The organism is Cellulomonas timonensis (assembly GCF_900046455.1).
GTDB classification, from domain to species: Bacteria; Actinomycetota; Actinomycetes; order Actinomycetales; family Cellulomonadaceae; genus Cellulomonas_A; species Cellulomonas_A timonensis.
The window spans coordinates 318,596-338,692 of the sequence record NZ_FCOT01000011.1; the positions used below are offsets into that span (position 1 = coordinate 318,596).

19 protein-coding genes and 1 riboswitch are annotated in these 20,097 nt (G+C 72.9%); of the genes, 13 read left to right on the plus strand and 6 right to left on the minus strand.

What is annotated here, in order from left to right:
• Together BN3788_RS19235 and BN3788_RS07000 are read left to right on the plus strand one after the other, a co-directional pair.
• Positions 1–4,440: a coiled-coil domain-containing protein gene (locus tag BN3788_RS19235; protein ID WP_066583566.1), complete on the plus strand. Its 4,440-nt coding sequence runs from the start codon at positions 1–3 to the stop codon at positions 4,438–4,440.
• A 174-nt stretch (positions 4,441–4,614) separates the two neighbouring features.
• Positions 4,615–5,895: an ATP-binding protein gene (locus BN3788_RS07000; protein ID WP_066584348.1), complete on the plus strand. Its 1,281-nt coding sequence runs from the start codon at positions 4,615–4,617 to the stop codon at positions 5,893–5,895.
• A 163-nt stretch (positions 5,896–6,058) separates the two neighbouring features.
• Here the strand turns inward: BN3788_RS07000 and BN3788_RS07005 are convergent, their stop codons facing one another.
• The 4 genes from BN3788_RS07005 to BN3788_RS07020 form a co-directional block, all read right to left on the minus strand.
• Positions 6,059–6,658, minus strand: coding sequence for a hypothetical protein (locus BN3788_RS07005; RefSeq protein ID WP_147525077.1), 600 nt, complete (start codon positions 6,656–6,658; stop codon positions 6,059–6,061).
• A gap of 94 nt (positions 6,659–6,752) precedes the next feature.
• On the minus strand, positions 6,753–7,376 hold the full coding sequence (locus tag BN3788_RS07010; protein WP_082812669.1) for a methylated-DNA--[protein]-cysteine S-methyltransferase: 624 nt from the start codon (positions 7,374–7,376) through the stop codon (positions 6,753–6,755).
• Positions 7,373–7,921 (minus strand): RNA polymerase sigma factor, encoded by a 549-nt coding sequence (locus BN3788_RS07015; RefSeq protein ID WP_234346524.1) that lies wholly within the window; start codon positions 7,919–7,921, stop codon positions 7,373–7,375. The genes BN3788_RS07010 and BN3788_RS07015 overlap by 4 nt, the downstream gene beginning before the upstream one ends.
• A gap of 21 nt (positions 7,922–7,942) precedes the next feature.
• Complete coding sequence (locus tag BN3788_RS07020; protein WP_066583572.1) at positions 7,943–8,584, minus strand: hypothetical protein; 642 nt, start codon at positions 8,582–8,584, stop codon at positions 7,943–7,945.
• A gap of 596 nt (positions 8,585–9,180) precedes the next feature.
• On the opposite strand from BN3788_RS07020, the gene BN3788_RS07025 reads away from it, so the two are divergent.
• Complete coding sequence (locus tag BN3788_RS07025) at positions 9,181–9,702, plus strand: hypothetical protein (protein ID WP_147525078.1); 522 nt, start codon at positions 9,181–9,183, stop codon at positions 9,700–9,702.
• 51 nt (positions 9,703–9,753) lie between these two features.
• Here BN3788_RS07025 and BN3788_RS07030 read toward each other — a convergent pair whose 3' ends face one another.
• The gene (locus BN3788_RS07030; RefSeq protein WP_066583576.1) at positions 9,754–10,266 is read right to left on the minus strand and encodes a metallophosphoesterase family protein; all 513 of its coding nucleotides are present in this window, start codon (positions 10,264–10,266) and stop codon (positions 9,754–9,756) included.
• Positions 10,267–10,349: 83 nt separating this feature from the next.
• Between BN3788_RS07030 and BN3788_RS07035 the strand changes: the two genes are divergently transcribed.
• The 5 genes from BN3788_RS07035 to BN3788_RS07055 all read left to right on the plus strand — a co-directional run bounded on the left by BN3788_RS07035 (position 10,350) and on the right by BN3788_RS07055 (position 14,652).
• Positions 10,350–10,940, plus strand: coding sequence for a 1-acyl-sn-glycerol-3-phosphate acyltransferase (locus tag BN3788_RS07035; RefSeq protein WP_066583581.1), 591 nt, complete (start codon positions 10,350–10,352; stop codon positions 10,938–10,940).
• A 74-nt stretch (positions 10,941–11,014) separates the two neighbouring features.
• A complete protein-coding gene (locus BN3788_RS07040) occupies positions 11,015–12,355 on the plus strand; it encodes a TrpB-like pyridoxal phosphate-dependent enzyme (RefSeq protein WP_066583583.1) in 1,341 nt (446 codons plus the stop codon).
• A complete protein-coding gene (locus tag BN3788_RS07045) occupies positions 12,352–12,840 on the plus strand; it encodes a nitroreductase family deazaflavin-dependent oxidoreductase (protein WP_147525079.1) in 489 nt (162 codons plus the stop codon). Before BN3788_RS07040 ends, BN3788_RS07045 begins: the two co-directional genes overlap by 4 nt.
• A gap of 109 nt (positions 12,841–12,949) precedes the next feature.
• A complete protein-coding gene (locus tag BN3788_RS20240; RefSeq protein WP_108723796.1) occupies positions 12,950–14,035 on the plus strand; it encodes an SGNH/GDSL hydrolase family protein in 1,086 nt (361 codons plus the stop codon).
• 74 nt (positions 14,036–14,109) lie between these two features.
• Positions 14,110–14,652, plus strand: a complete 543-nt coding sequence (locus tag BN3788_RS07055; protein WP_147525080.1) for a hypothetical protein — start codon at positions 14,110–14,112, stop codon at positions 14,650–14,652.
• 19 nt (positions 14,653–14,671) lie between these two features.
• Here BN3788_RS07055 and BN3788_RS07060 read toward each other — a convergent pair whose 3' ends face one another.
• Complete coding sequence (locus BN3788_RS07060; protein ID WP_066583591.1) at positions 14,672–15,313, minus strand: GNAT family N-acetyltransferase; 642 nt, start codon at positions 15,311–15,313, stop codon at positions 14,672–14,674.
• Positions 15,314–15,488: 175 nt separating this feature from the next.
• Here BN3788_RS07060 and BN3788_RS07065 point away from each other — a divergent pair, with 175 nt between their 5' ends.
• From BN3788_RS07065 to BN3788_RS07080, 5 genes are all read left to right on the plus strand, one after another.
• Entirely contained in the window at positions 15,489–16,412 is a 924-nt protein-coding gene (locus BN3788_RS07065; protein WP_066583593.1) for a cation diffusion facilitator family transporter, read from the plus strand.
• Positions 16,413–16,530: 118 nt separating this feature from the next.
• The gene (locus BN3788_RS07070; RefSeq protein WP_066583596.1) at positions 16,531–18,441 is read left to right on the plus strand and encodes a penicillin-binding transpeptidase domain-containing protein; all 1,911 of its coding nucleotides are present in this window, start codon (positions 16,531–16,533) and stop codon (positions 18,439–18,441) included.
• Positions 18,442–18,848: 407 nt separating this feature from the next.
• A riboswitch (cyclic di-GMP riboswitch) is annotated at positions 18,849–18,923 on the plus strand.
• A 16-nt stretch (positions 18,924–18,939) separates the two neighbouring features.
• Entirely contained in the window at positions 18,940–19,116 is a 177-nt protein-coding gene (locus BN3788_RS19240; protein ID WP_159066870.1) for a hypothetical protein, read from the plus strand.
• A 97-nt stretch (positions 19,117–19,213) separates the two neighbouring features.
• Entirely contained in the window at positions 19,214–19,624 is a 411-nt protein-coding gene (locus tag BN3788_RS07075; protein WP_066583599.1) for a hypothetical protein, read from the plus strand.
• A gap of 83 nt (positions 19,625–19,707) precedes the next feature.
• The gene (locus tag BN3788_RS07080) at positions 19,708–20,091 is read left to right on the plus strand and encodes an SHOCT domain-containing protein (protein WP_066583601.1); all 384 of its coding nucleotides are present in this window, start codon (positions 19,708–19,710) and stop codon (positions 20,089–20,091) included.
• Positions 20,092–20,097: the final 6 nt, after the last annotated feature.

A 20,097-nucleotide genomic window follows, 5' to 3' on the forward strand; every position in this document is an offset into this window, starting at 1 on the left:
ATGTACGAGCTCTCCCGGGTGCGCCTGCACTCCGTCGGACCCAAGGCCGCGCGCTACCAGGACGTCACCCTCGACCTGCGGGGAGTGGGCGCGCCGGTGACCGGCCCCGCCCAGCCGTCGTTCTTCGACGACGGCCGCGCGCCGCTGCGCCCGTCGCCCGCCTCGGTGCTCTTCGCCGAGAACGGCAACGGCAAGTCGGTGCTGATCAAGCTGATCTTCTCGGTGATGCTGCCCGGCAAGCGCCAGGTCGTCGGCACCACCAACTCGCGGGCGCTCGAGAACTTCGTGCTCGCGGGCGACGTGTCGCATGTGGTCCTCGAGTGGCAGCACACCGTGACGGGCGAGGTCGTCGTCACGGGCAAGGTCGCCGCGTGGCGTGGGCACGCCGTCTCCTCCGATCCGACACGCCTAGTCGAGACCTGGTACTCGTTCCGGCCCACCGCCACCCTGACCCTGGACACGCTGCCGTTCACGCAGGACGGCCGCCTGGTCGAGCTCGCGGGCTTCCGCGACCGGCTCAGCGAGGCGCATAAGGACGACGCGCGCCTGCAGCTCGTGTGGGAGCAGGTGCACGGCGTGTGGACCGAGCACCTCAACACCCTGGGCCTGGACTCCGAGCTGTTCGCCTACCAACGCACCATGAACGCCGGCGAGGGCGAGGCGGCTGACGCGTTCACGTTCAAGAGCGACGAGGCGTTCGTCGACTGGCTGCTCACCTCGGTCACCGACGAGGAAGACCCGCGCGGCCTCGCGGACGTGCTTGAGGGGTACGCGGCGACGCTGTCGCAGCGGGACGCGCTCGCGGCGGAGCGGGACTTCATCTCCGGCGCCCTGGACCGCCTCACGCCGCTGGCCGGCGCCGCCGAGGCCGCCCGCGACGCCGCGACCGCCGACCAGCAGGCCGCCCGCACCGCCGGGCGGTTCGCCGCGAGCATCCGCGAGCGGCTCACGCAGGAGCGGTCCCGGGTGGGCGCCCTGCAGCAGGGCTTGGACGCGGCGCAGGAGCGTGAGCGCACCGCGGAGTCCGACCACCGCCGCCTGCGGGAGATCGTCGCGGAACTGCGCCGCCGCGTCGCGGGCATGCGCCTGGCGGATGCCGAGCGCAGCGCGCAGGCCCTCGACGCGTCACTCGACGAGGCCCGCTCGGTGGTCGAGGCCTGGCGTGTCACCGACGCGCTGCTGGCCCTGGGCGAGGCGCAGCAGAAGGCGGCGGCGTTGCGCGCCGTCGTCGGCGATCAGGAGAGCAAGGCAGCCCCGACACTCGCCGCCCGCGACCGTGCCGCCACCCGGCTGGTGCAGGGCCTGCTGGCCCGCGCGGCCGACGCCGACGCCCTCGTGGCGCAGGCCGACGCCCGCGCCCGTGATCTCAAGGCGCAGATCGACGCGGTCAGCGCCGAGGCCGACGGGCACGGCAAGGCCGCGGGCACGCACGGCGCCCGGGCCGTCGAGCTCGACGAGCGCATCCAGGCTGCCCAGGCCGCTGTCACGGCCGCTGTCGAGGAGGGCCTGGTCGCCGCCGACCAGGAGCCCGAGGCTGCCGCCCGCCAGGCCGAGCAGGCCGATCGCGCGCTCAGCGACCGCATGCGCCAGGCTGCCGACACGCAGCGTGAGGCGGCAGCCGACCGCGTGGAGACGGCCCGCGCCGCCCGCACCGCGGACCAGGCGCTCAGCGACGCCCGGCACGCCGCCACCGCCGCCGAGCAGGCGCACGCCGACGCCCAGGCCCGCACCCAGGCGCTCGCGGGCGAGGAGCGGCTTGCCGCCCTGCTGGGCGCCGACGAGGTCCGTCTGCCCCACGACGCCCCGGCGCTGCAGGAGCGGCTCGTGGCCGCCGTCGCCGCCGCCGACCAGGAGCGCATGCAGCTCCGCATGGACGACGCGGCCGATCGCAAGGTCCTCGACGCGCTCGGCACCGGCGGCCTGCTGCCGCCCTCCGCGGACGTCGCCGCCGTCAAGGACGCGCTCGAGCAGGCGGGCATCCCGTCCTACGCGGGCTGGGAGTACCTGTCCCAGCTCCCCGCGCACCAGCAGCCCCGGGTGCTGGCCACCTACCCGCACCTGGTCGACGGCGTGGTGCTGCACTCCCCGCAGCACCTCGACGAGGCCCGCCAGGTGCTCACGGACGCCCGCCTGCTGCCCCGCACCGTGGTGGCCGTCGGCACCACCGTCGCGCTCGCCGACCTCGACGCCCCTGCCCCCGCCGGCCTGGGCCTGATCGTCCCGCCGAACCCCGCGATGTACGACGACGACCTGGCCGAGGCCGAGCGTCAGCACCTCGAGGGCGTGCACGAGGAGCGGATGGGCCGGCTCGCGACACTGTCGGCGCAGATCGACGCCGACCGCGCCCTCGCTGGGCGGCTCGACCGGTGGCTCACCGCCTTCCCCGGGGAGCACCTCGCCGCGCTCGCCGACGCGCACGACGCGGCGGCCCGTGCGCTCGCCGACGCCCAGTCCCGGGCCGCCGCCGCCCAGGAGCGGCTCGACCAGGCCGAGGCCCGGACGCGCGAGCTCGCGGAGGCCCTCGACGCGTTGCGCGCCGAGCAGGACGTGGCCCGGGAGTTGACCGGGCGGCTGTCGATGCTGGCCCGCGACGTCGCGCACGTGACCGCCTCGACCCGCACCCCCGCGGCCGCCCACGAGGATGCCGCCCGCGCCGAGGCCGCCGCCACGGACGCCCGCCGACGGGTCGCCGCGCTGCGCGAGCAGCTCGAGCAGACCCTCGGCGACAGGCACGCGCAGGCCCGCAACGCGGACGACGCCCGCGCCGAGATCTCCGGCGTGACCGGCGGCGGCTCCGCCGTGGACGCCGCCGCCGACACCGAGTCCGACACCACGCCCCAGGACGTGCCGACCCTGCGCGCCGCCTACCGCGCGGCCGTCGACGCGTACGCCAAGGTGGAGGTCGGCGCCGATCTGCGCGTCGACCTGGAGCGGGCCGAGGCGATCGAGTCCGACGCGCGCGCCGCCGTCGAGCGCCTCCAGCCCTCGGTGCGCGCCGCGGCCTCGGCGCTGCTCGCGACACCTGATGGCGGTGACGCCCCCGCCCGCGCGGCGGCCGCCCGTCGGGCAGCGGAGCGGGTCCGCGAGCTCGAGCTGCGCACCCGCGACGCCGCCGAGCAGATCGGCGCCCTGCGCGAGGACCACCGCCGCCACCCGCGGCACGACCGGCCCCTCGAGCCCTACGGCGCCCCCGAGGACGTCGAGCACGGCTCCGGCCTGATCGAGCGCGCCACCGCCGACGAGGTCGCCGCCGCCGAGCGTCACGAGGACGCACGCCGTCAGCTCCGGGAGTCCGTCGACCAGGTCGCCGAGGTGCAGAAGGACGTCGACGTGTACGGCGTGCTCGCCGAGCGGGTCGCCGACCTGCGGCTCGACCCGGCGGATGACGACGTCGAGCCGTTCGCCGGTGACCAGCACCTGGCCCGGGAGCGTTGCGAGCAGGTGCTCCGCACCGCCGCCGCCTCGCGGACCCGGCTCGCCGAGGCGACCGCCGAGCTGCGGGACGCGTCCAAGGCGCTGAGCCGCTACGCCGCGAGCCCGCAGTTCGACGCCGTGGAGAGCCTGGTGCAGCGCCAGATCCGCGACGTGGACCTGGACGAGCTGCCCGGCCACGCCGCCGAGTGGGAGGCCGCCCTGCGCCCCCGGCTGCGCACGCTGCGCGACGACCTGGCGCAGATCGACCGGCACCGCACCCAGCTCACCGCCCGCCTGCGCGGGCTCGTCGAGGTGGCCCTCACCACGCTGCGCAGCGCCGAGAAGGTCTCCGTGCTGCCCGACACCCTGGGCGACTGGGGCGGCCAGAAGTTCCTCCGCATCCGCTTCGCGGACCCTGACCCCACGCTGCTCGACGAGCAGCTCGCGCAGGTCATCGACGTGGCTGCCTCCCGGGGTGACAAGCCGCGCAAGCGCGACGGCATGAGCCTGCTGTTGCAGGGCGTGCACGCGGCGCTGCCGCAGGGCGTCAAGGTGGAGATGCTCAAGCCCGACTCGTCGCTGCGCACCGAGCGGGTGCGGATCGCCGACGTGGCGCACGTGTACTCGGGCGGCCAGCTGCTGACCTCCGCGATCGTCCTGTACTGCACCATGGCGGCGCTGCGGGCGAACGACCGCGGCATCTCCGGGCGCCGCCACGCGGGCGTGCTGTTCCTCGACAACCCCATCGGGCGCGCCTCGGCCGGCTACTTGCTGGACCTGCAGCTCGGGGTGGCCGCGGCGCTCGGCGTGCAGCTCGTGTACACGACGGGCCTGTTCGACACGAACGCCCTCTCGGTGTTCCCGCTGATCGTGCGCCTGCGCAACGACCGCGACCTGCGCACGGGCATGCGCTACCTGATCGTGGAGGACGAGATCCGCGCCCAGCTCGACGCCCTCGGCGAGGACGACGGCACTGGCCGGCTCACCAGCACCCGCATCTACCGCAAGGCCGTGGCAGCGGGCTGACCGGGCAGGCGTCTGCTTCGCCGCCCGATCGCGCCATCGAGCGCTGGCTGTGCGTTGGTGATCGCCTGACTCGACTTTTTGAAGCGTGGCGAGGTGACTTTTTGTAGTCTGGAGATCCGACTTTCTGTAGCGTGGCCACGCTGACGTGCGGTAGCGTTCCGCGTTGTGACCAGCATGTCGGCGAACACCGTCTACCGGCGCCGAGTCGTCGATGACGAGCTCGACGAGCTCTTCTCCGGCCTCTCGGCGATCAGCGTCGACGGGCCCAAGGGTGTGGGGAAGACCGCGACCGCCACCCGGCGAGCGCACACGATCCACCGTCTCGACGACCCCGCGACCCTCGAGGTCGTGCGGGCTGACGCGCGCAGCCTCATTCGCGGCGAGGAGCCGATCCTGATCGACGAGTGGCAGCGGTGGCAGCCGTCGTGGGACCTAGTGCGCCGCGCCGTCGACGACCGCCCGAACCCCTGCAGGTTCCTGCTCACCGGGTCAGCGTCCCCACAGACCCCGACGACCCACTCCGGTGCTGGGCGCATCGTCACCGTACGGATGCGGCCCATGACCCTCGCTGAACGCGGGGTCGACGTCCCGACGGTCTCGCTCGCGCGGCTCCTCGACGGCACCGACCCCGTCCAGGGGGACACCCAGGTCGGGCTGCGGGAGTACACCGCCGAGATCGTCCGCGGCGGTTTCCCCGGCATGCAGTCAGCCTCCCCGCGCGTGCAGCGCGGTCAGCTCGCCGGGTACGTCGGCCGGATCGTCGATCGGGACTTCGATGAGGCCGGCCAGAAGGTCCGCAACCCGCACGGGCTGCGCCGTTGGATGACCGCCTACGCCGCAGCCACCGGCACCACGACGTCGCTCGAGAAGATCCGCGACGCCGCCACCGCAGGTGACGGGAATGCGCCGGCGCGGTCCACGGTCCAGGGTTACCGCGAGGTGCTGGAGAGGATCTGGATCGCGGACCCGCTCCCGGGGTACGTGCCGACCATGTCACGGCTGAACCGGCTGACCACGTCTCCCAAGTGGTACCTGGCCGATCCTGCCCTCGCTGTCTCCCTGCTCAATGTGTCCTCCGACAAGCTCCTCGCAGGCGGTGAGGGCGACATCGTCGTTCCTCGCGATGGCACCCTGCTCGGGGCGCTCTTCGAGTCACTCGTCGCACTCGACGTCCGCGTGTACGCACAATCAGCTGAGGCAGAGGTTGCGCACCTGCGCACGAAGACCGGTGACCGCGAGGTCGACTTCCTGGTCGAAGGGCGCGACGGGCGAACCGTGGCGATCGAGGTCAAGCTCGCGGAGAGCCCTGACTCTCATGACGTGCGGCACCTGTTGTGGCTGAAGGATCGGCTCGGAGACAGCCTGGTCGACATGGTCGTCCTGACCACCGGCAAGCACGCGTACCGGCGCAAGGATGGCGTCGCTGTCGTCCCCCTCGCGCTCCTCGGGCCGTAGGCCACACGCGCGAGCAGCTCGCGCAGGTCATCGACGCGGCGGCCTCCCGAGGCGACAAGCCGCGCAAGCGCGACGGCATGAGCCTGCTGCTGAAGGGCGTCAAGGTGGAGATGCCCAAGCCCGACTCGTCGCTGTGCACCGAGCGGGTGCGGATCCGGCCGGGTCAGGCGGTGTCGGAGGACTGCAGCACGTACACCACGCGATCCTGATCCGGGTCGTAGCGGGCTGCGAGCACGCCCGCCTCGTCGGAGACGGACTCGGCGCCCACCACGCTCAGGCGCGTCTCGCGTCCGAGCGAGACCTCGAGCGCGTCGAGGTCCACGGGCGCCGCGCCCTCGAGGGTGACGTCGGTGTGCAGGCGGTGGATCACTTCGGTGTCCCGGTCCACGACGGCTCGTTCGAGCACCTGCGTCGCACGCGTCCCCAGGGGGCTGCCGCGACGATCGTGCACGATGCCGGTGGCGGCGGTGGCCGCCCGCGAGACGCGGATGTTGAAGGTGATCTCGCTGACGTTGTCGGCCCATCGGGCGTTGGAGGACCCGTACCGGTGCGACCCCCACTGGTCGGGCGGGATCGCCTCGGTGATCCAGGCGTCCACCTCGGGCCGGATGAGGTTGTCCCGCGCGGGGAGCTCGGCCCGGAAGGCCGAGACCGCGATGGTCGCGACGACGTCGGTCGGCAGGAAGCGCACGGTCGTCGACTTGTAGTAGTTGTCGGAGTCGGTGACCCCGGCGAGCCATACGGTCCACAGCACACGCGACATCGGTGCCCCCCACGAGCCGATCACGCGACGAGTCGAACGTCAGGCCAGGTCTAGCAGAGCGCCTGAGGGCCCGCATGCGGAGCATGCCGGCGTCTCAAGGGCGGCTGGCGGACTCCAGGTGCAGCAGCGTCCGCTTGGCGTCCGTGCCACCGGCGTAGTTGCCGAACGTCCCGTCGGAGCGCACCACGCGGTGGCACGGCACGACGATCGGCAGCGGGTTGAGGGCGCACGCGGTGCCGGCCGCCCGGACGGCTTTGGGGTTGCCCGCGGCGGTCGCCACTTGGGTGTACGACTCGGTGTGCCCGTAGCCGATGCGCGGCAGGTGTTCGACGACGATGCGGCGGAACCCGGAGGTCAGCCGCAGGTCGAGCGGGAGGTCGAAGTCGCGGCGGTGGCCGGCTAGGTACTCGTCGATCTCCCGGGCGGCGCGGTCGAGCCGCTGCGGGGCGCGCAGCACGCGGGGGCTGATCCGCCGGGCCAGGTCGTCGAGCACCAGGTCGTGGTCCTGGACCCCGAACGCGACCCGCACCAGGCCAACGTCCGTCGCGGCGAGCAACAGGGGTCCGACCGCGGTGTCGAGGGTGCGGTACGCGACGTCGAGCGAGCCCGCGTCCTGTGCGTCGTCGGCCAGCCGCTCACGCAGCCGCTCGAGCGTGGCGGGGGCGTCCTGGAGCAGACGCGCGGGCAGTGCGCCGGCTCCGTCGAGGGGCGTGTTCATCGGTCCGCTCCATCCTGCGTGGGCTGCGGGGAGGGGGCCCTGAGCTTCTTGATGCCGTCATGCGCGGCGCGTCTCGCCGCATCGGCGCTGCCGCCGATCAGCGCGGCGACCTCCGCGAACGGCAGCCCGCCGAGGTAGTGGTAGGCGACGCACAGCCGTTGCCGGTCGGGTAGCTCCCGCACGGCCCGCCAGACGTCGGCGTCCGCGGCGGGCGCCGCGCCCCACGTCCCCTCGGGTGCTGCTCGCTCGGGCGCCGCTGCCACCGGAACCGGCAGGCGGGCCCGTCGCCGCGTGACGTCGATCGCCTTGCGGTGCGCGATCGTCACCAACCACGCCTCGACGTTCGCGTCGGCCGGCAGGTCCGGGTACGCCTGCAACGCGGCCAGGAACGTCTCGGACCAGGCGTCCTCGGCGTCCACAGGTCCGAGGACGGCACGGCACACGCGCAGGACGCGGGCGCCGTGAGCGGCGACGACGCGTTCGAAGGGCTCGTGGGTGTTCATCACCGAGTAGACGCCTGGGGTGGGGAGGACGTGAGATCCCATCTTCCCCGAGTGCTCACCGGCTCAGCGACCGCCGCGCTGCCCGGTGTCCTCCCGGCCGTCGGACGTGTGCCCGCGCCCGCCAGTCTCGGCGCCCCGAGGGCCTGCCACCTTGTCACCGCCCGCCCGTGCGGCGCGCTGCGCCGGGTGGGGGTCGACCATCTGCCCGCGTGTGGAGTCCTGGCTGCGGTCGGGGGAGGCGCCGTGCGCGTGTTCCCCACGGTCGTGCACGGCCTCCTTCTGGTGGCCCCTGGGGCCCTTGTCGCCGCGTGGCGCGTCCCGCTCCGCGCCCCGGTCGTCCGTGGACTCGGCAGCGGGCGCCGGGATCGGCGCCGGTTCCGGGTTTGCTACGGGTGTTGCGACGGGGTCGATGTCGGCGTCCGTCGCGGCGACCGGGGCGAGGGCCGGGGCGGCTTCGGCCGCAGTGGCGGTGACCGGATCGAGCGGTGGCGCCACGTGGAGTTCGCCGATCGGCGCCCAGGGCGTGGCAGGGCGCCCTGGGGCGGCGAGCGCGTCGGCGAGGACGAGCCGGCCGGCGATGGTGACCGGCTTGAGGGCGGACCCCGACGCGAAAGGCTTCTCGAGCCCTCCGGCTTGGGCCATCCCTGTCAGTCCCAGGCTCAGCGACGCGGCGGCGCCCACGAGGATCCAGCCGCGGCTCTTCATGCTGTCCCCGTTCGCCAGTTCGACCTCGTGCAGGATGCGTCATCTGGCGGCGTGTCAGGCGGGCCGCGCGAATTCCATGACCTCTTGAGCATGTCGAATGACGAGGGCAATTGCATTCCTCGCAGATGAGACTTCTCTCATCACCCTGGCGCGCAAAGGGGCCTCATTCGCGGAGATGATGGCGTCGCCGCGATTCGATCTCCTTGGATTCGAGCCGTTGACCTGCTGAAACGTGCCGAGCAGCGGGCGTGACCGCCCGCTGGGGTGGATTTCACGCTGGCTAGTCAATGCGGATAAAGCGCCCACGCGCGCCCTTCGCTCGTGACGTGACCGATTGTGGGGAAATGCCCCGTGCGCGGCAAATGCCGTCGCCACCAGCCGGTCACGTCATCCGCCAGGACGAGGCCTTTCCCGAGGGGTGACGCCGCGTCGTCGTGGGCCTCCGAAGGTGAAAGGGCTGGCTTTGCCCTCGCGCTCGCCTCCGACGCCGGCCTGAGGGCCTGGCGATCGGGTGAGAGAAACGCCCATCCGGGTGTCAATCACCCGATACCCCCGCGTCACGCTGTCGGGTATGCGAAGTTCATCCGATCCGGCGCGTGGGCGACCAGTGGGTGCGGGACGTCCGCGCCACCCCGCGCCGAACGGGGAGCGCGATGCGGGCACGTTCGGTGCTGTTCAGCCTGGTCGCGGTCATCGGCATCGCGGCGATGGCGCCCGCCTCGGTGCGCTCGGCGCCGGCAGCGCTCCTCGGCCCGGCGTATGACGCGTCGACGGCCGCGAGCGTGCGGAACCTCGTGGTGGCGATGCACTCGGCACTGCTGTTCGACGACGAGGCGCCGGTGGCGACAGCGGAGGACCTCGCCGAGTGGGGCTGGACGCCGGGGGAGCACCTGGCGGTGGAGATCTGGGTCGCCGGGGACGACTTCCGGGTCGAGGCCCAAGATGTGCGGCCCGGCGCCAGTCGCTTCGCGTACTCGTCCACCACGGCCGCGAGCCCTGGCGTGGCGGGCAGCGGAGCGGTGGCGCGGGTGGACGGCTCCCGCTCCGAGCCGCGCCCCGACGCCCCGGGCGTCATCCTCACCCGGGTCGCGGCACTGCCCCCGACCCCTTCGGTCTGACCCGCCACCTCATGCCGGCCGCCGCCATGTGAGCCGCCGCCCGGGCCGATGTCAGCGAATGACGCGGTGCAGCTCGACGTCGCGCAGGCCGCCTGACGCGACGGTCGCGGTCATGTACGTGCAGTGCGGCTGCCGCCGCCGGTCGGTCGGCGAACCCGGGTTGAGCAGGCGCATGCCGCCGGGCGTGACCGTGTCCCATGGGATGTGGCTGTGCCCGAACACCAGGCAGTCGACGTCCGGGTGCGCCACGTCGGCGCGCTGCTCCCGGCCGGTGGCGGGGCCCGTCTCGTGGACCACGGCGAGCCGCAGCCCGTCGAGCTCGACGCGGCCGACCAGGGGCAGCCGCTCCCGCAGCGCCTCGCCGTCGTTGTTGCCGTAGCAGGCGACTAGGCGCCGGGCCCGGTGCTCCAGCGCGTCAAGCAGGCTGACGTCGACCCAGTCGCCGGCGTGGACCACGACGTCGGCGGCGTCGACTGCCGCCCAGACCTCGTCGGGCAGATCCCGCGCGCGGGTCGGGACATGGGTGTCGGCGAGCAGCAGGAGCCGGACAGGCGCAGGCGTCATGTCCCTGTCCTACCGCACGTCACCCGGCGCTCGTCCCGCGAGTCTGGAGGTTCGCTGCTTACCATCCCCTCTGTGATGAGCCGATGAGGATCCAGCGCGCCCTGGCCCGCGCCTTCTGGTCAGTCAGCCGCTGGCGGCTGCGCAAGGCACAGCTCCCCGACGACGGTGTCGGCATCCTGATCGGAGCCCCGCACACCTCCAACTGGGACTTCATCCTGATGCTGGCGATCGCGTGGGCACACGGCCTCAAGGTGCGTTACCTGGGCAAGCACTCGCTGTTCACCCCGCCGTTCGGCTGGCTGATGCGGGCCCTGGGCGGCATCCCCGTGGATCGCCGCAACCCGCAGGGCCTCGTGGACGACCTCATCGGCCGGGTGCGCGCGGGGGAGCTCTTCTACCTGGTCATCACGCCCGAGGGGACTCGCAGCAAGGGCGAGTACTGGAAGTCGGGCTTCTACCGGGTCGCCTATGAGACCGGGCTGCCCGTCACCCTGGGCTTCGTGGACCGCACCACCATGACGGCGGGCCTGGGCGAGACGCTGCGCCTCACCGGTGACGTCGCCGCGGACATGGACCGGGTGCGCGCGTTCTACGCGGACAAGGCCGGCTTCGACCCGGCCCGTCGCACTGAGCCCCGCCTGCGAGACGAGTCCAGCATGCCGACGTCGGACTGATCTACGCTCCGGCTGGGACCTCCCCGCACCACCGCACGATTCCCCCCCCGCACGACCAGAAGGACGGGACAGCAATGGCGCTCACCGACATCCCCGGCACCCCTGCCTCGACGACCGGGGCCTCGACGACGGCCCCGTCGATCGAGGCGCTCGGCACCGTGATCCCCTCCACCGTGCCGACCCACTGGTACAACCTCAACGCGGACCTGCCCGAGCCGGTGCCTCCGCACCTGCACCCGGGCACGCGCGAGCCGCTCACCCCCGACGACCTGGCGCCGCTGTTCCCGATGGCGCTCATCGCGCAGGAGGTCAGCACCGAGCGGTACATCGAGATCCCGCAGGCTGTGCGGGAGATCTACGCGATGTGGCGCCCGTCGCCGCTGATCCGGGCCTCCCGGCTCGAGCGGGCCATCGGCACGAAGGCCCGGATCTACTACAAGTACGAGGGTGTGAGCCCGGTCGGCTCGCACAAGCCGAACACGGCTGTCGCGCAGGCGTACTACAACGCCGCCGAGGGCATCACCCGGCTCACCACTGAGACGGGCGCCGGGCAGTGGGGCGCGTCGCTGTCGATGGCCGCCGCGCTGCTGGGGCTGACCTGCGAGGTGTGGCAGGTGCGCGCGTCGTACGACGCGAAGCCGTACCGCCGCATCCAGATGGAGACGTACGGCAGCGTGTGCCACCCGTCGCCGTCGGACCTCACGGAGGCCGGGCGGGCGATCCTCGCGGAGATGCCTGACACCACGGGGTCGCTCGGCATGGCGATCAGCGAGGCCGTCGAGGCCGCCGTGAAGGACCCGGGCGCCCACTACGCGCTGGGCAGCGTGCTCAACCACGTGATGCTGCACCAGAGCGTCATCGGGCAGGAGGTGCTGGTCCAGCTCGCCGAGGCGGGCGAGGCACAGGCCGACACGGTGTTCGGCTGCGCGGGCGGCGGCTCGAACCTGGCGGGGCTGACGTTCCCGCTCATCGGGCAGAACCTGCGCCAGGGGACCACCACGCGTGCGGTGGCCTGCGAGCCGGCGGCCTGCCCGTCGCTCACGCAGGGCGAGTACCGCTACGACTTCGGCGATGTCGCGGGCCTGACGCCGCTGCTCAAGATGCACACCCTCGGCAAGGACTTCGTGCCGCCGTCGATCCACGCGGGCGGCCTGCGCTACCACGGCATGGCGCCGATGGTCTCGCACGCCGTGAACCTGGGGCTCATGGAGGCCGTCGCCGTCGAGCAGGACGACGCGTTCGCCGCGGGCATCGAGTTCGCCCGCGCCGAGGGCATCGTCCCCGCGCCCGAGTCGACGCACGCCGTCGCGGCCGCGCTGGCCCACGCCCGCCAGGTGATCGAGCCCGAGGTGATCGTGATCGGGCTCTCCGGGAACGGGGTGCTCGACCTGCCCGCGTACTCTTCCTACGTGTGAGCCCCTCCCCGTCCAGCCCTCCAACCGGATGGCGCCGCTGGTTCTACCGCGCGCCGCTCGGGCTCTACCGCCGAGGGCTGGGCGGGATGCTCGGCTCGGGATTCGTGCTCCTGACCCATCGCGGGCGGGTCACGGGCGAGCCGCGCCAGGCCGTCCTGGAGATCGTCGAGCGCGAGCCCACGGGCGCCCTCACGGTGGTCGCCGGGTTCGGCCCCCGCACGAACTGGTACCTCAACGTGCAGGCGCACCCCGAGGTCACCACGCAGGTCGGCAAGGACGAGCGCCCGGCGCGCGCGACGGTGCTCGGGCCCGACGACGCGGCGGAGCGGATGGTCGCCCTCGCGGCGTCCAGGCCGCGGACCGCCCGGCGCATCGCCCGCTCCGTGGGCGTGCCCGTGCCGACGGGCGACGGGCCCATGGGCTCCGACCAGGGGTGGCGCGCCGTGGGCGAGCAGACGCTGTTCGTGCGCTTCGACCCGCGCTGAAGCGATTCGTCCGGTGGCCCGCCCGGACGGCTCCCGGCACGATCGCGCCAGACGCCGGGTCGCCTCCGCGTGACCGTGCCGCGTCGCCTCGTCGTCAAGGGAGACGCGCATGTCCGGTCAGCCAGTGGTCCGAAGGCTCGCGGCGTTGATCGTCCTGCTCCTCGCGGGCGTGGCGGCGATCGGTGTGATCGCCGCGGCGCCCCGCTCGGAGGCGGCCACCCCGGTGCGGGTGATGGCGTTGGGCGACTCGATCACCGGCTCCCCAGGATGCTGGCGGGCACTGCTGTGGCAGAAGCTGCAGCAGAACGGCCACACGAACGTCGACATGGTCGGCACGCTGCCCGCGCAGGGTTGCGGGGTCGCCTATGACGGCGACAACGAGGGCCACGGCGGCTTCCTGGTGACGAACGTCGCCGATCAGAACCAGCTCGTCGGCTGGCTCGCGGCGTCGACACCCGACGTGGTGATGATGCACTTCGGCACCAACGATGTGTGGAGCAACCGGCCCACCGACCAGATCCTCGCCGCGTACACGAAGCTCGTGGACCAGATGCGGGCCAGCAACCCGAACATGAAGATCCTGGTCGCGAAGATCATCCCCGTGGCGCCCTCGACCTGCGCCGAGTGCCCCGCCCGCACCGTCGCGCTGAACAACGCGATCCCCGGTTGGGCCGCCTCGAAGACCACCAGCGCGTCGCCGATCACCGTGGTCGACCAGTGGACCGGCTGGGTTCCCGCCACCGACACGTACGACGGTGTGCACCCGTCGGATCCGGCGGGGATCACCAAGATGGCGAACGTCTGGTACCCGGCGCTGACAGCAGTCCTCAACGGCGTCAGCCCCACCACCCCGAACCCCACCGCCCCCGACGCAGACCCCCGCCGGCGCCTGCTCTGCCGTCCTGACCCCGGGCAGCACCTGGCCCGGCGGGTTCGTCACCGGCATCCGGGTCACGGCCGGCAGCAGCGGCGTCAACGGGTGGCGGCTCACGCTCACCCTGCCGAACGGTTCCGTCACCAACCTGTGGAGCGGCCGCGCGACGGGCTCCACCGGCACGGTGGTCATCGACGCGGCGGCGTGGAACGGCAGGTTGGCGGCGGGCGCCTCCACCGACCTTGGGTTCCAGGGCTCCGGGTCGGTGAGCGGCGCCACCGTCACCTGCGCGGCTGCCTGACCGCCCGGCAGCCGGGCTGAGATTGACGCTTGTGCTGCGGCGGGCCCCGTCGGAGACTGAAAGACGGGGCCCGGCCGTGGGAGGGGTGGTCGCCATGCCGGAACCGGATTGCGCTCGACGGAACGAGCAGCCCTATGCCGCGTTGCGGGCGAGCGTGACGGTGGACTCGCTGGTCGAGGAGTCGGCACGCATGCTCGACGCTGTCCGGCTGTGGTTCGACCTGCACGAGTTCCTGCCCGGCGGGGGCCCGCTGCTGCGCTACCTGGTGGTGGGCACCGGGACGCGCCTTCAGGTGGATGTCGGCTTTCCCGTGGCCCGTTCCAGCATGCCGCAGCTCCTCGACGCGATCGAGCGGCGTCACGCGTCGGGCGCGGGCGCCGCCGAGGGTGTGCGCCTGGACCGCCTGCCGGCGGGCAACTATGCGTGGGTGGTGCACGAGGGCGACGCCGCGGACCTCGGACAGGTCCGGGAGATGCTGGTGTGGTGGGTGGGATCGAAGGGCTTCGAGCTGGACCGATGGTCGACCGATCGAGGCTCGGTGTGGGGCGGGCGGGTCGAGTTCGACCTGACGGAGGGCCCGCCTGACTCGACGGATGCCGTGAGCCGTGTCGAGCTCGCTTACCGGCTGGTGGCGTGAGCGCCTGGAGTGGGCGCCGTCAGGGGCGGGGGGGCCTGCTCATGCGCACGACGTCGGGCCCGCCGGGGAAAAGCGGCATCGGGCCAGCGGGAGCCACGAAGCCCAGCGCCTCGTAGTAGGGCACGTTCGACAGGTGGAACGTCTCCAGGCAGCAGGGGATTCCGTGGGCGTCGGCCTCGTCGAGCATCGGCTGCACGAGCCGGCGGCCGTGGCCCCGCCGCTGGGCGTCGGCACGTACGCCGAGGGCCTGGAGGTACCAGGCGTCGGTCGGCACCGTCTCCCCGATCTGCGCGGCGAGGCGCAGCAGGGCGGGCGTCCGGCGGCGGGCATGCCACACCACTTTGGTGGCGTCCGGGGCCGCGCGGAGCCACTGCGCGGCAGTCACGGGCGCTGATCCCGGTGGGCGCCAGAGGGAGGCGCCCGCGAGCCCGGAGCCATCCGCGACCGTCAGCACCCGACCGGAGCGGTACGCGTCCCGCGCAGTGAACGCGTAGACGGCCCGCAGGGTCGCGCGGCGGGCGGTCGCGTCGGGCAGCACGTGTGCGAAGCCGGGGTCGTCCGCCAGCGCGTCGCCCAGCAGCGTCCCGACCGCATGTGCGCGCTGGGCCGGGCGTTTGCCGACATGTGCCTGCTGACCTGCGACTTCCTGCTCGTCCGCCATCGCCCCACTCTGGCCTAGCGCGGCGATTCTTGCCGGGGAATGGCGTGCGGCGATACTCCCGCCAGGCAGTGGGCCAGGTCCCGTGGCCTCGTGGCGGCGCACAGCGCGAACGCGGGTACGGTCGGGGGTTGCCGCCCGCAGCCGGAGCGGCGGACGCACCAGGACCGGAGGTGACATGGGGCACGACCACCACCATGTGGGCAGCTCGCCCGCGGGGCAGCATCGTGGACGTCTGGCCGTGGCCTTCGGCATCACCACGGCTGTGCTCGTCGCGCAGGTCATCGGGGCGCTCCTGAGCGGCAGCCTCTCGCTGCTCGTCGCCCCCGCGCACATGCTCCCCGATGCGGGTGGCCTGCTGAGGGCGCTGGTCGCCGCGTCGCTGGTGACGCGCCCCGCCACGGACCGCCGGACGTGGGGGCTGCGCCGCGCTGAGGTGCTGGCCGCGACGGCACAGGCGGCGGTGCTGCTGATCGTGGGCGTGTACGTGCTGGTGGAGGCCGTGCAACGGCTCTTCTCCCCGGCGGAGGTGGGCTCCACCGAGATGCTCGTGTTCGGCATCGTGGGCCTGGCAGGCAACGTGGCCGCGCTGCTGGTGCTGGCCGGCGGACGCTCGTCGAGCTTCAACATGCGCGCGGCGTTCCTGGAGGTGTTGAACGACGCCCTCGGCTCGGTGGCGGTGATCATCGCGGCGATCGTCATCGCGCTGACCGGGTGGACGCGGGCCGATGCGGTGGTGGCCTTGCTCATCGGCGCCCTCATCCTGCCGCGCACGTTGCGCCTGCTGCGCGAGACGGTGGACGTGCTGCTGGAGTCGACCCCGCGCGGGCTGGACCTGGAGGCGGTGCGCACGCACCTGCTGGGCGTCCCCCGGGTGATCGAGGTGCACGACCTGCACGTCACCCAGATCGCCACGGGCCTGCCGGTGCTGACCGCGCACGTGGTGGTCGACGACTCGTGCTTCCACGACGGGCATGCGCCCCAGATGCTCGACGCGCTGCAGTCCTGCGTCGCGGAGCACTTCCCGATCTCCATCGAGCACTCCACCTTCCAGCTCGAGCCGGAGCGGCATGCCCAACATGAGCGCGGGCATCACGACTGACGCGCTTCGGCCCGATCCGCGCGGCTGGTCGGGCAGGATGGCGGGGGCGCGTCGCGCGGGAGCCCTCTCGCGGGAGTCGCCGGCACGCGGACGACGGCAGGACGGCGGGGAGACGCAGATGGGCAGCACGCGGAGCATCACCGATCGGGCGGGCCTGCGGACCCTGCTGGGGTTCGCCCTCGTGGCCGGGGCGCTGGCCGGCTGCACGTCGGCGCAGCCCGGCCCGGAGAATGCGGCCAAGGCGCTCGCTGGCGCGCTCTCCTCCGGTGATCTCTCGGACTCAGGCCTGTCGGACGCCGACGCCGCCACCGCGGCCGCCGTCCGCGAGACGGCGTTCGCGGAGCTCGCGCGCTGGACCCCGGCAGTCTCCGTGCAGGCCGTGGCCGTCGACGAGTCGGACGAGGACAAGGCCGTCGTGACGCTGGCGCACACCTGGGACGTCGACTCGGGCGACGTCGACTGGACCTACACCACCACCGCGAAGTTCACGCGTGTGGACGGCGAGTGGCAGCCCGCGTGGTCGCCGTCGATGCTCGCCCCGGACCTCACCGCCGAGGAGGTGCTGAGCGTGTCGCGCGACCGGGCCGAGCGCGGCGACGTGCTGGGCGCCGGTGGGGCCGTGATCGTCGAGGACCGGCCCGTGGTGCGGCTCGGCGTCGACAAGACGCGTGTGACGGACGCGGTGGGCCAGGACGCTGCGGCGCGGGAGCTGGCGGCCGCGCTCGAGATCGACGCGGACGCCTATGCGGCCCGGGTCGCGGCGGCGGGGGAGAAGGCCTTCGTCGAGGCGATCGTCGTGCGGACGGGGGACCCGGCGTATGACGTGGCCACGTTGAGCGCCCTGCCCGGGGTGAACCCGGTGCCCGACACGCTGCCGCTGGCGCCCACCCGGACCTTCGCGAGGCCGCTGCTGGGCGCCGTCGGCCCCGCCCCCGCCGAGATCGTCGAGGGCTCGGAGGGCGCCATCGTCGCGGGTGACCTCACCGGGCTCAGCGGGCTGCAGAAGCAGTACGACGAGCAGCTCCGCGGCAACCCCGGGCTCACCATCACGGCCACGGCGGGCCCCGCGAACCGCGTGCTGTTCCACGTCGACCCGCGCGCGGGCGAGCCGCTGGCGCTCACGCTCGACCCCGCGCTCCAGCAGTCGGCCGAGGAGCTGCTCGCGCCGGTCGCCCCCGCCAGTGCCATCGTCGCGCTGCGGCCCTCGACGGGTGAGGTGCTCGCCGCGGCGAGCGGCCCCGGCGGCGAGGGGCTGTCGACGGCGACGCTCGGGACGTACGCGCCGGGATCGACGTTCAAGGTGGTGTCGGCGCTGGCGCTGCTCCGCAACGGCCTCACGCCGGACAGCCCGCTGAGCTGCCCGTCGACCACCACTGTCGACGGCCGCTCGTTCGCCAACTACCCCGGCTACCCGGCGAGCGCCCTCGGTGAGATCCCGCTGCGGGCCGCCTTGGCCAACTCGTGCAACACCGCCTTCATCGGCGCCCGGGAGACGGCGTCCCAGCAGGCGCTCGCGGACGCCGCGGCGAGCCTCGGGCTGGGCCAAGAGATCGCCGTCGGCTTCCCCGCATACCTCGGCGCGGTGCCGAGCAGCGCGGAGGGCACCGACCACGCGGCCTCGATGATCGGCCAGGGCAAGGTGCAGGCGTCCCCGCTGGCCATGGCTGTGGTCGCGGCGTCGGTGGCGCGCGGCGAGCGGGTCGTCCCGCAGCTCGTGACCTCGGCCGACGCGGTGCAGGCGCCCTCGGCGACGCCGTTGGCCCCGGCCGAGGCCGAGGCGTTGCGGAGCATGATGCGGTCCTTCGTGACGGACGGCGGCGGGACGTTCCTGCTCGACGTCCCCGGCGAGCCGGTGCTCGCGAAGAGCGGCACGGCCCAGTTCGGCGCCCAGGACGCGCTGCGCAACCACACGTGGATGATCGCGGTGCAGGGCGACCTGGCGGTGGCGGTCTTCGTCGAGGAGGGCGACTTCGGGACGACGACGTCGGGCCCGCTGCTCGAGGCGTTCCTGCGCTCTGCCGCTGGCTGACCCGCCGTGTCGGACATGGGGGTTGGCTTCTGACCGGCCATGGGGGGCTCGGTCAGAAGCCCCGCGCTGTGGCGCCGCCGCGTCTGCCCCCCGCGTACGCGGCCACGCCGCTGGGTCGGACGACCCCCCCTGCGTGCCGCCCACTCCAGGTCCAGCGCGGCGGGGCTCCCCGTGCGGGAGCTCCCCGTCTATGAGATGTCGGCGGCTCGAAGGCCACCGCTGCAGACGGTGTGATCTGCGTCACAACAGTATGGCCTGAGTGGCGAATGTGCGCCACCGTGTGCTTATTGCGAGCGGCGCGGTCCCGTCTGTCCGTTTGGTCCGACTGGGTGATTTGGACGGCTGTTCACCACTCGTTCTTCGAAACGCTTCCATCCGCATCTCATCCTCGTCTAATGTCGCATCTGTCAGCGAACAGGCAAACCCTCCGCAAGGAGGGGACGCAAAGCCACGGGACCCCAGAGGTCAGCCGGGCTACCGAACGACAGGACAGATTCCATGGACCAGCGCGGACCCCTCGGCCCCTACGAGCCGGCCGATGCCGACGTCACCAGCCTCGACCAGCAGCCCGGCGCCGTCGCCGGACGACTGCAGGCCTGGGCGCGCATCGCCTCAGCCCGCTCCGCCAGCCTCGATTTCGCGCCCTCGCAGCGCAACTACGTCAGCCTCGCCTGACCGTCGAAAGGCGCCCGCGCCCGGGCTCCCGTCTCGTACGCTGAGATGACGAGAGAGTCCGGTTCTGCTCGCATCGTCGAGATCCGCGGGGGCTGCCATGGCGAAGGTTGTCATCACCGTCGCGCTGGGCGCGCTGGCCCTCGCCGCCCAGGCCTGGATCGGCCTCTCCGCCCGATGGATCGTGCCGTACGAGCTCGCGGCCCTCGTCCTGGTCATGCTCGGCTTGGGCTGCACAACGGCCTACAAGGCGCGCAAGCGCGGCATGCGCGTGGCGCACACACTGCGGCCCGACGGGCCTGAGTTCGACGCCCTCCAAGATGACTTCCTGGGACGCGTGCGGACGTCCTCGCCAGCAGGAATGCACCCAGGGCCCGTCGCCACCCGGGTCGAGAGCCATGACGACCCCGACGGCGACCTGATCGAGCGTCGACTCCAGCGCCCGCCCACCGCGCCCGGATCAGGCCAGGATGACCCGCTTCGAGGGGACGTGCGCGGTACGCGCGCCTAGCATCGATGTGTCAGACCAGGTCCCGGGGGGCGGCCTCGTGACTGCCTCCCACGCCTGGCTCAGTGGCAGCATCGGGGGGCGTCATGGAGTGGGACAGCGTGTGGGACTTCCTGTGGATCGCGATCTGGGTCTTCTTGTTCGTCGTGTACATCATGATCCTGTTCCAGATCCTGGCGGACCTCTTCAGAGATCGTGAGCTCAACGGCTGGTGGAAGGCGCTGTGGATCATCGGGCTGGTGATCTTCCCGTTCCTGACTGCGCTGCTGTACATCATCTTCCGCGGGACGGGCATGGCCCACCGGCAGGCCGAGGCCGCCCAGCAGGCGCGGAAAGAGACCGACCAGTACATCAAGCAGGTGGCCGGCCGATCACCCGCGCAGGAGGTCCAGCACGCCAAGGAGCTCTATGACGCGGGCGTGATCGACGACGCGGAGTTCGCGCAGCTCAAGGCGAAGGCGCTCGCCTGACCGGGG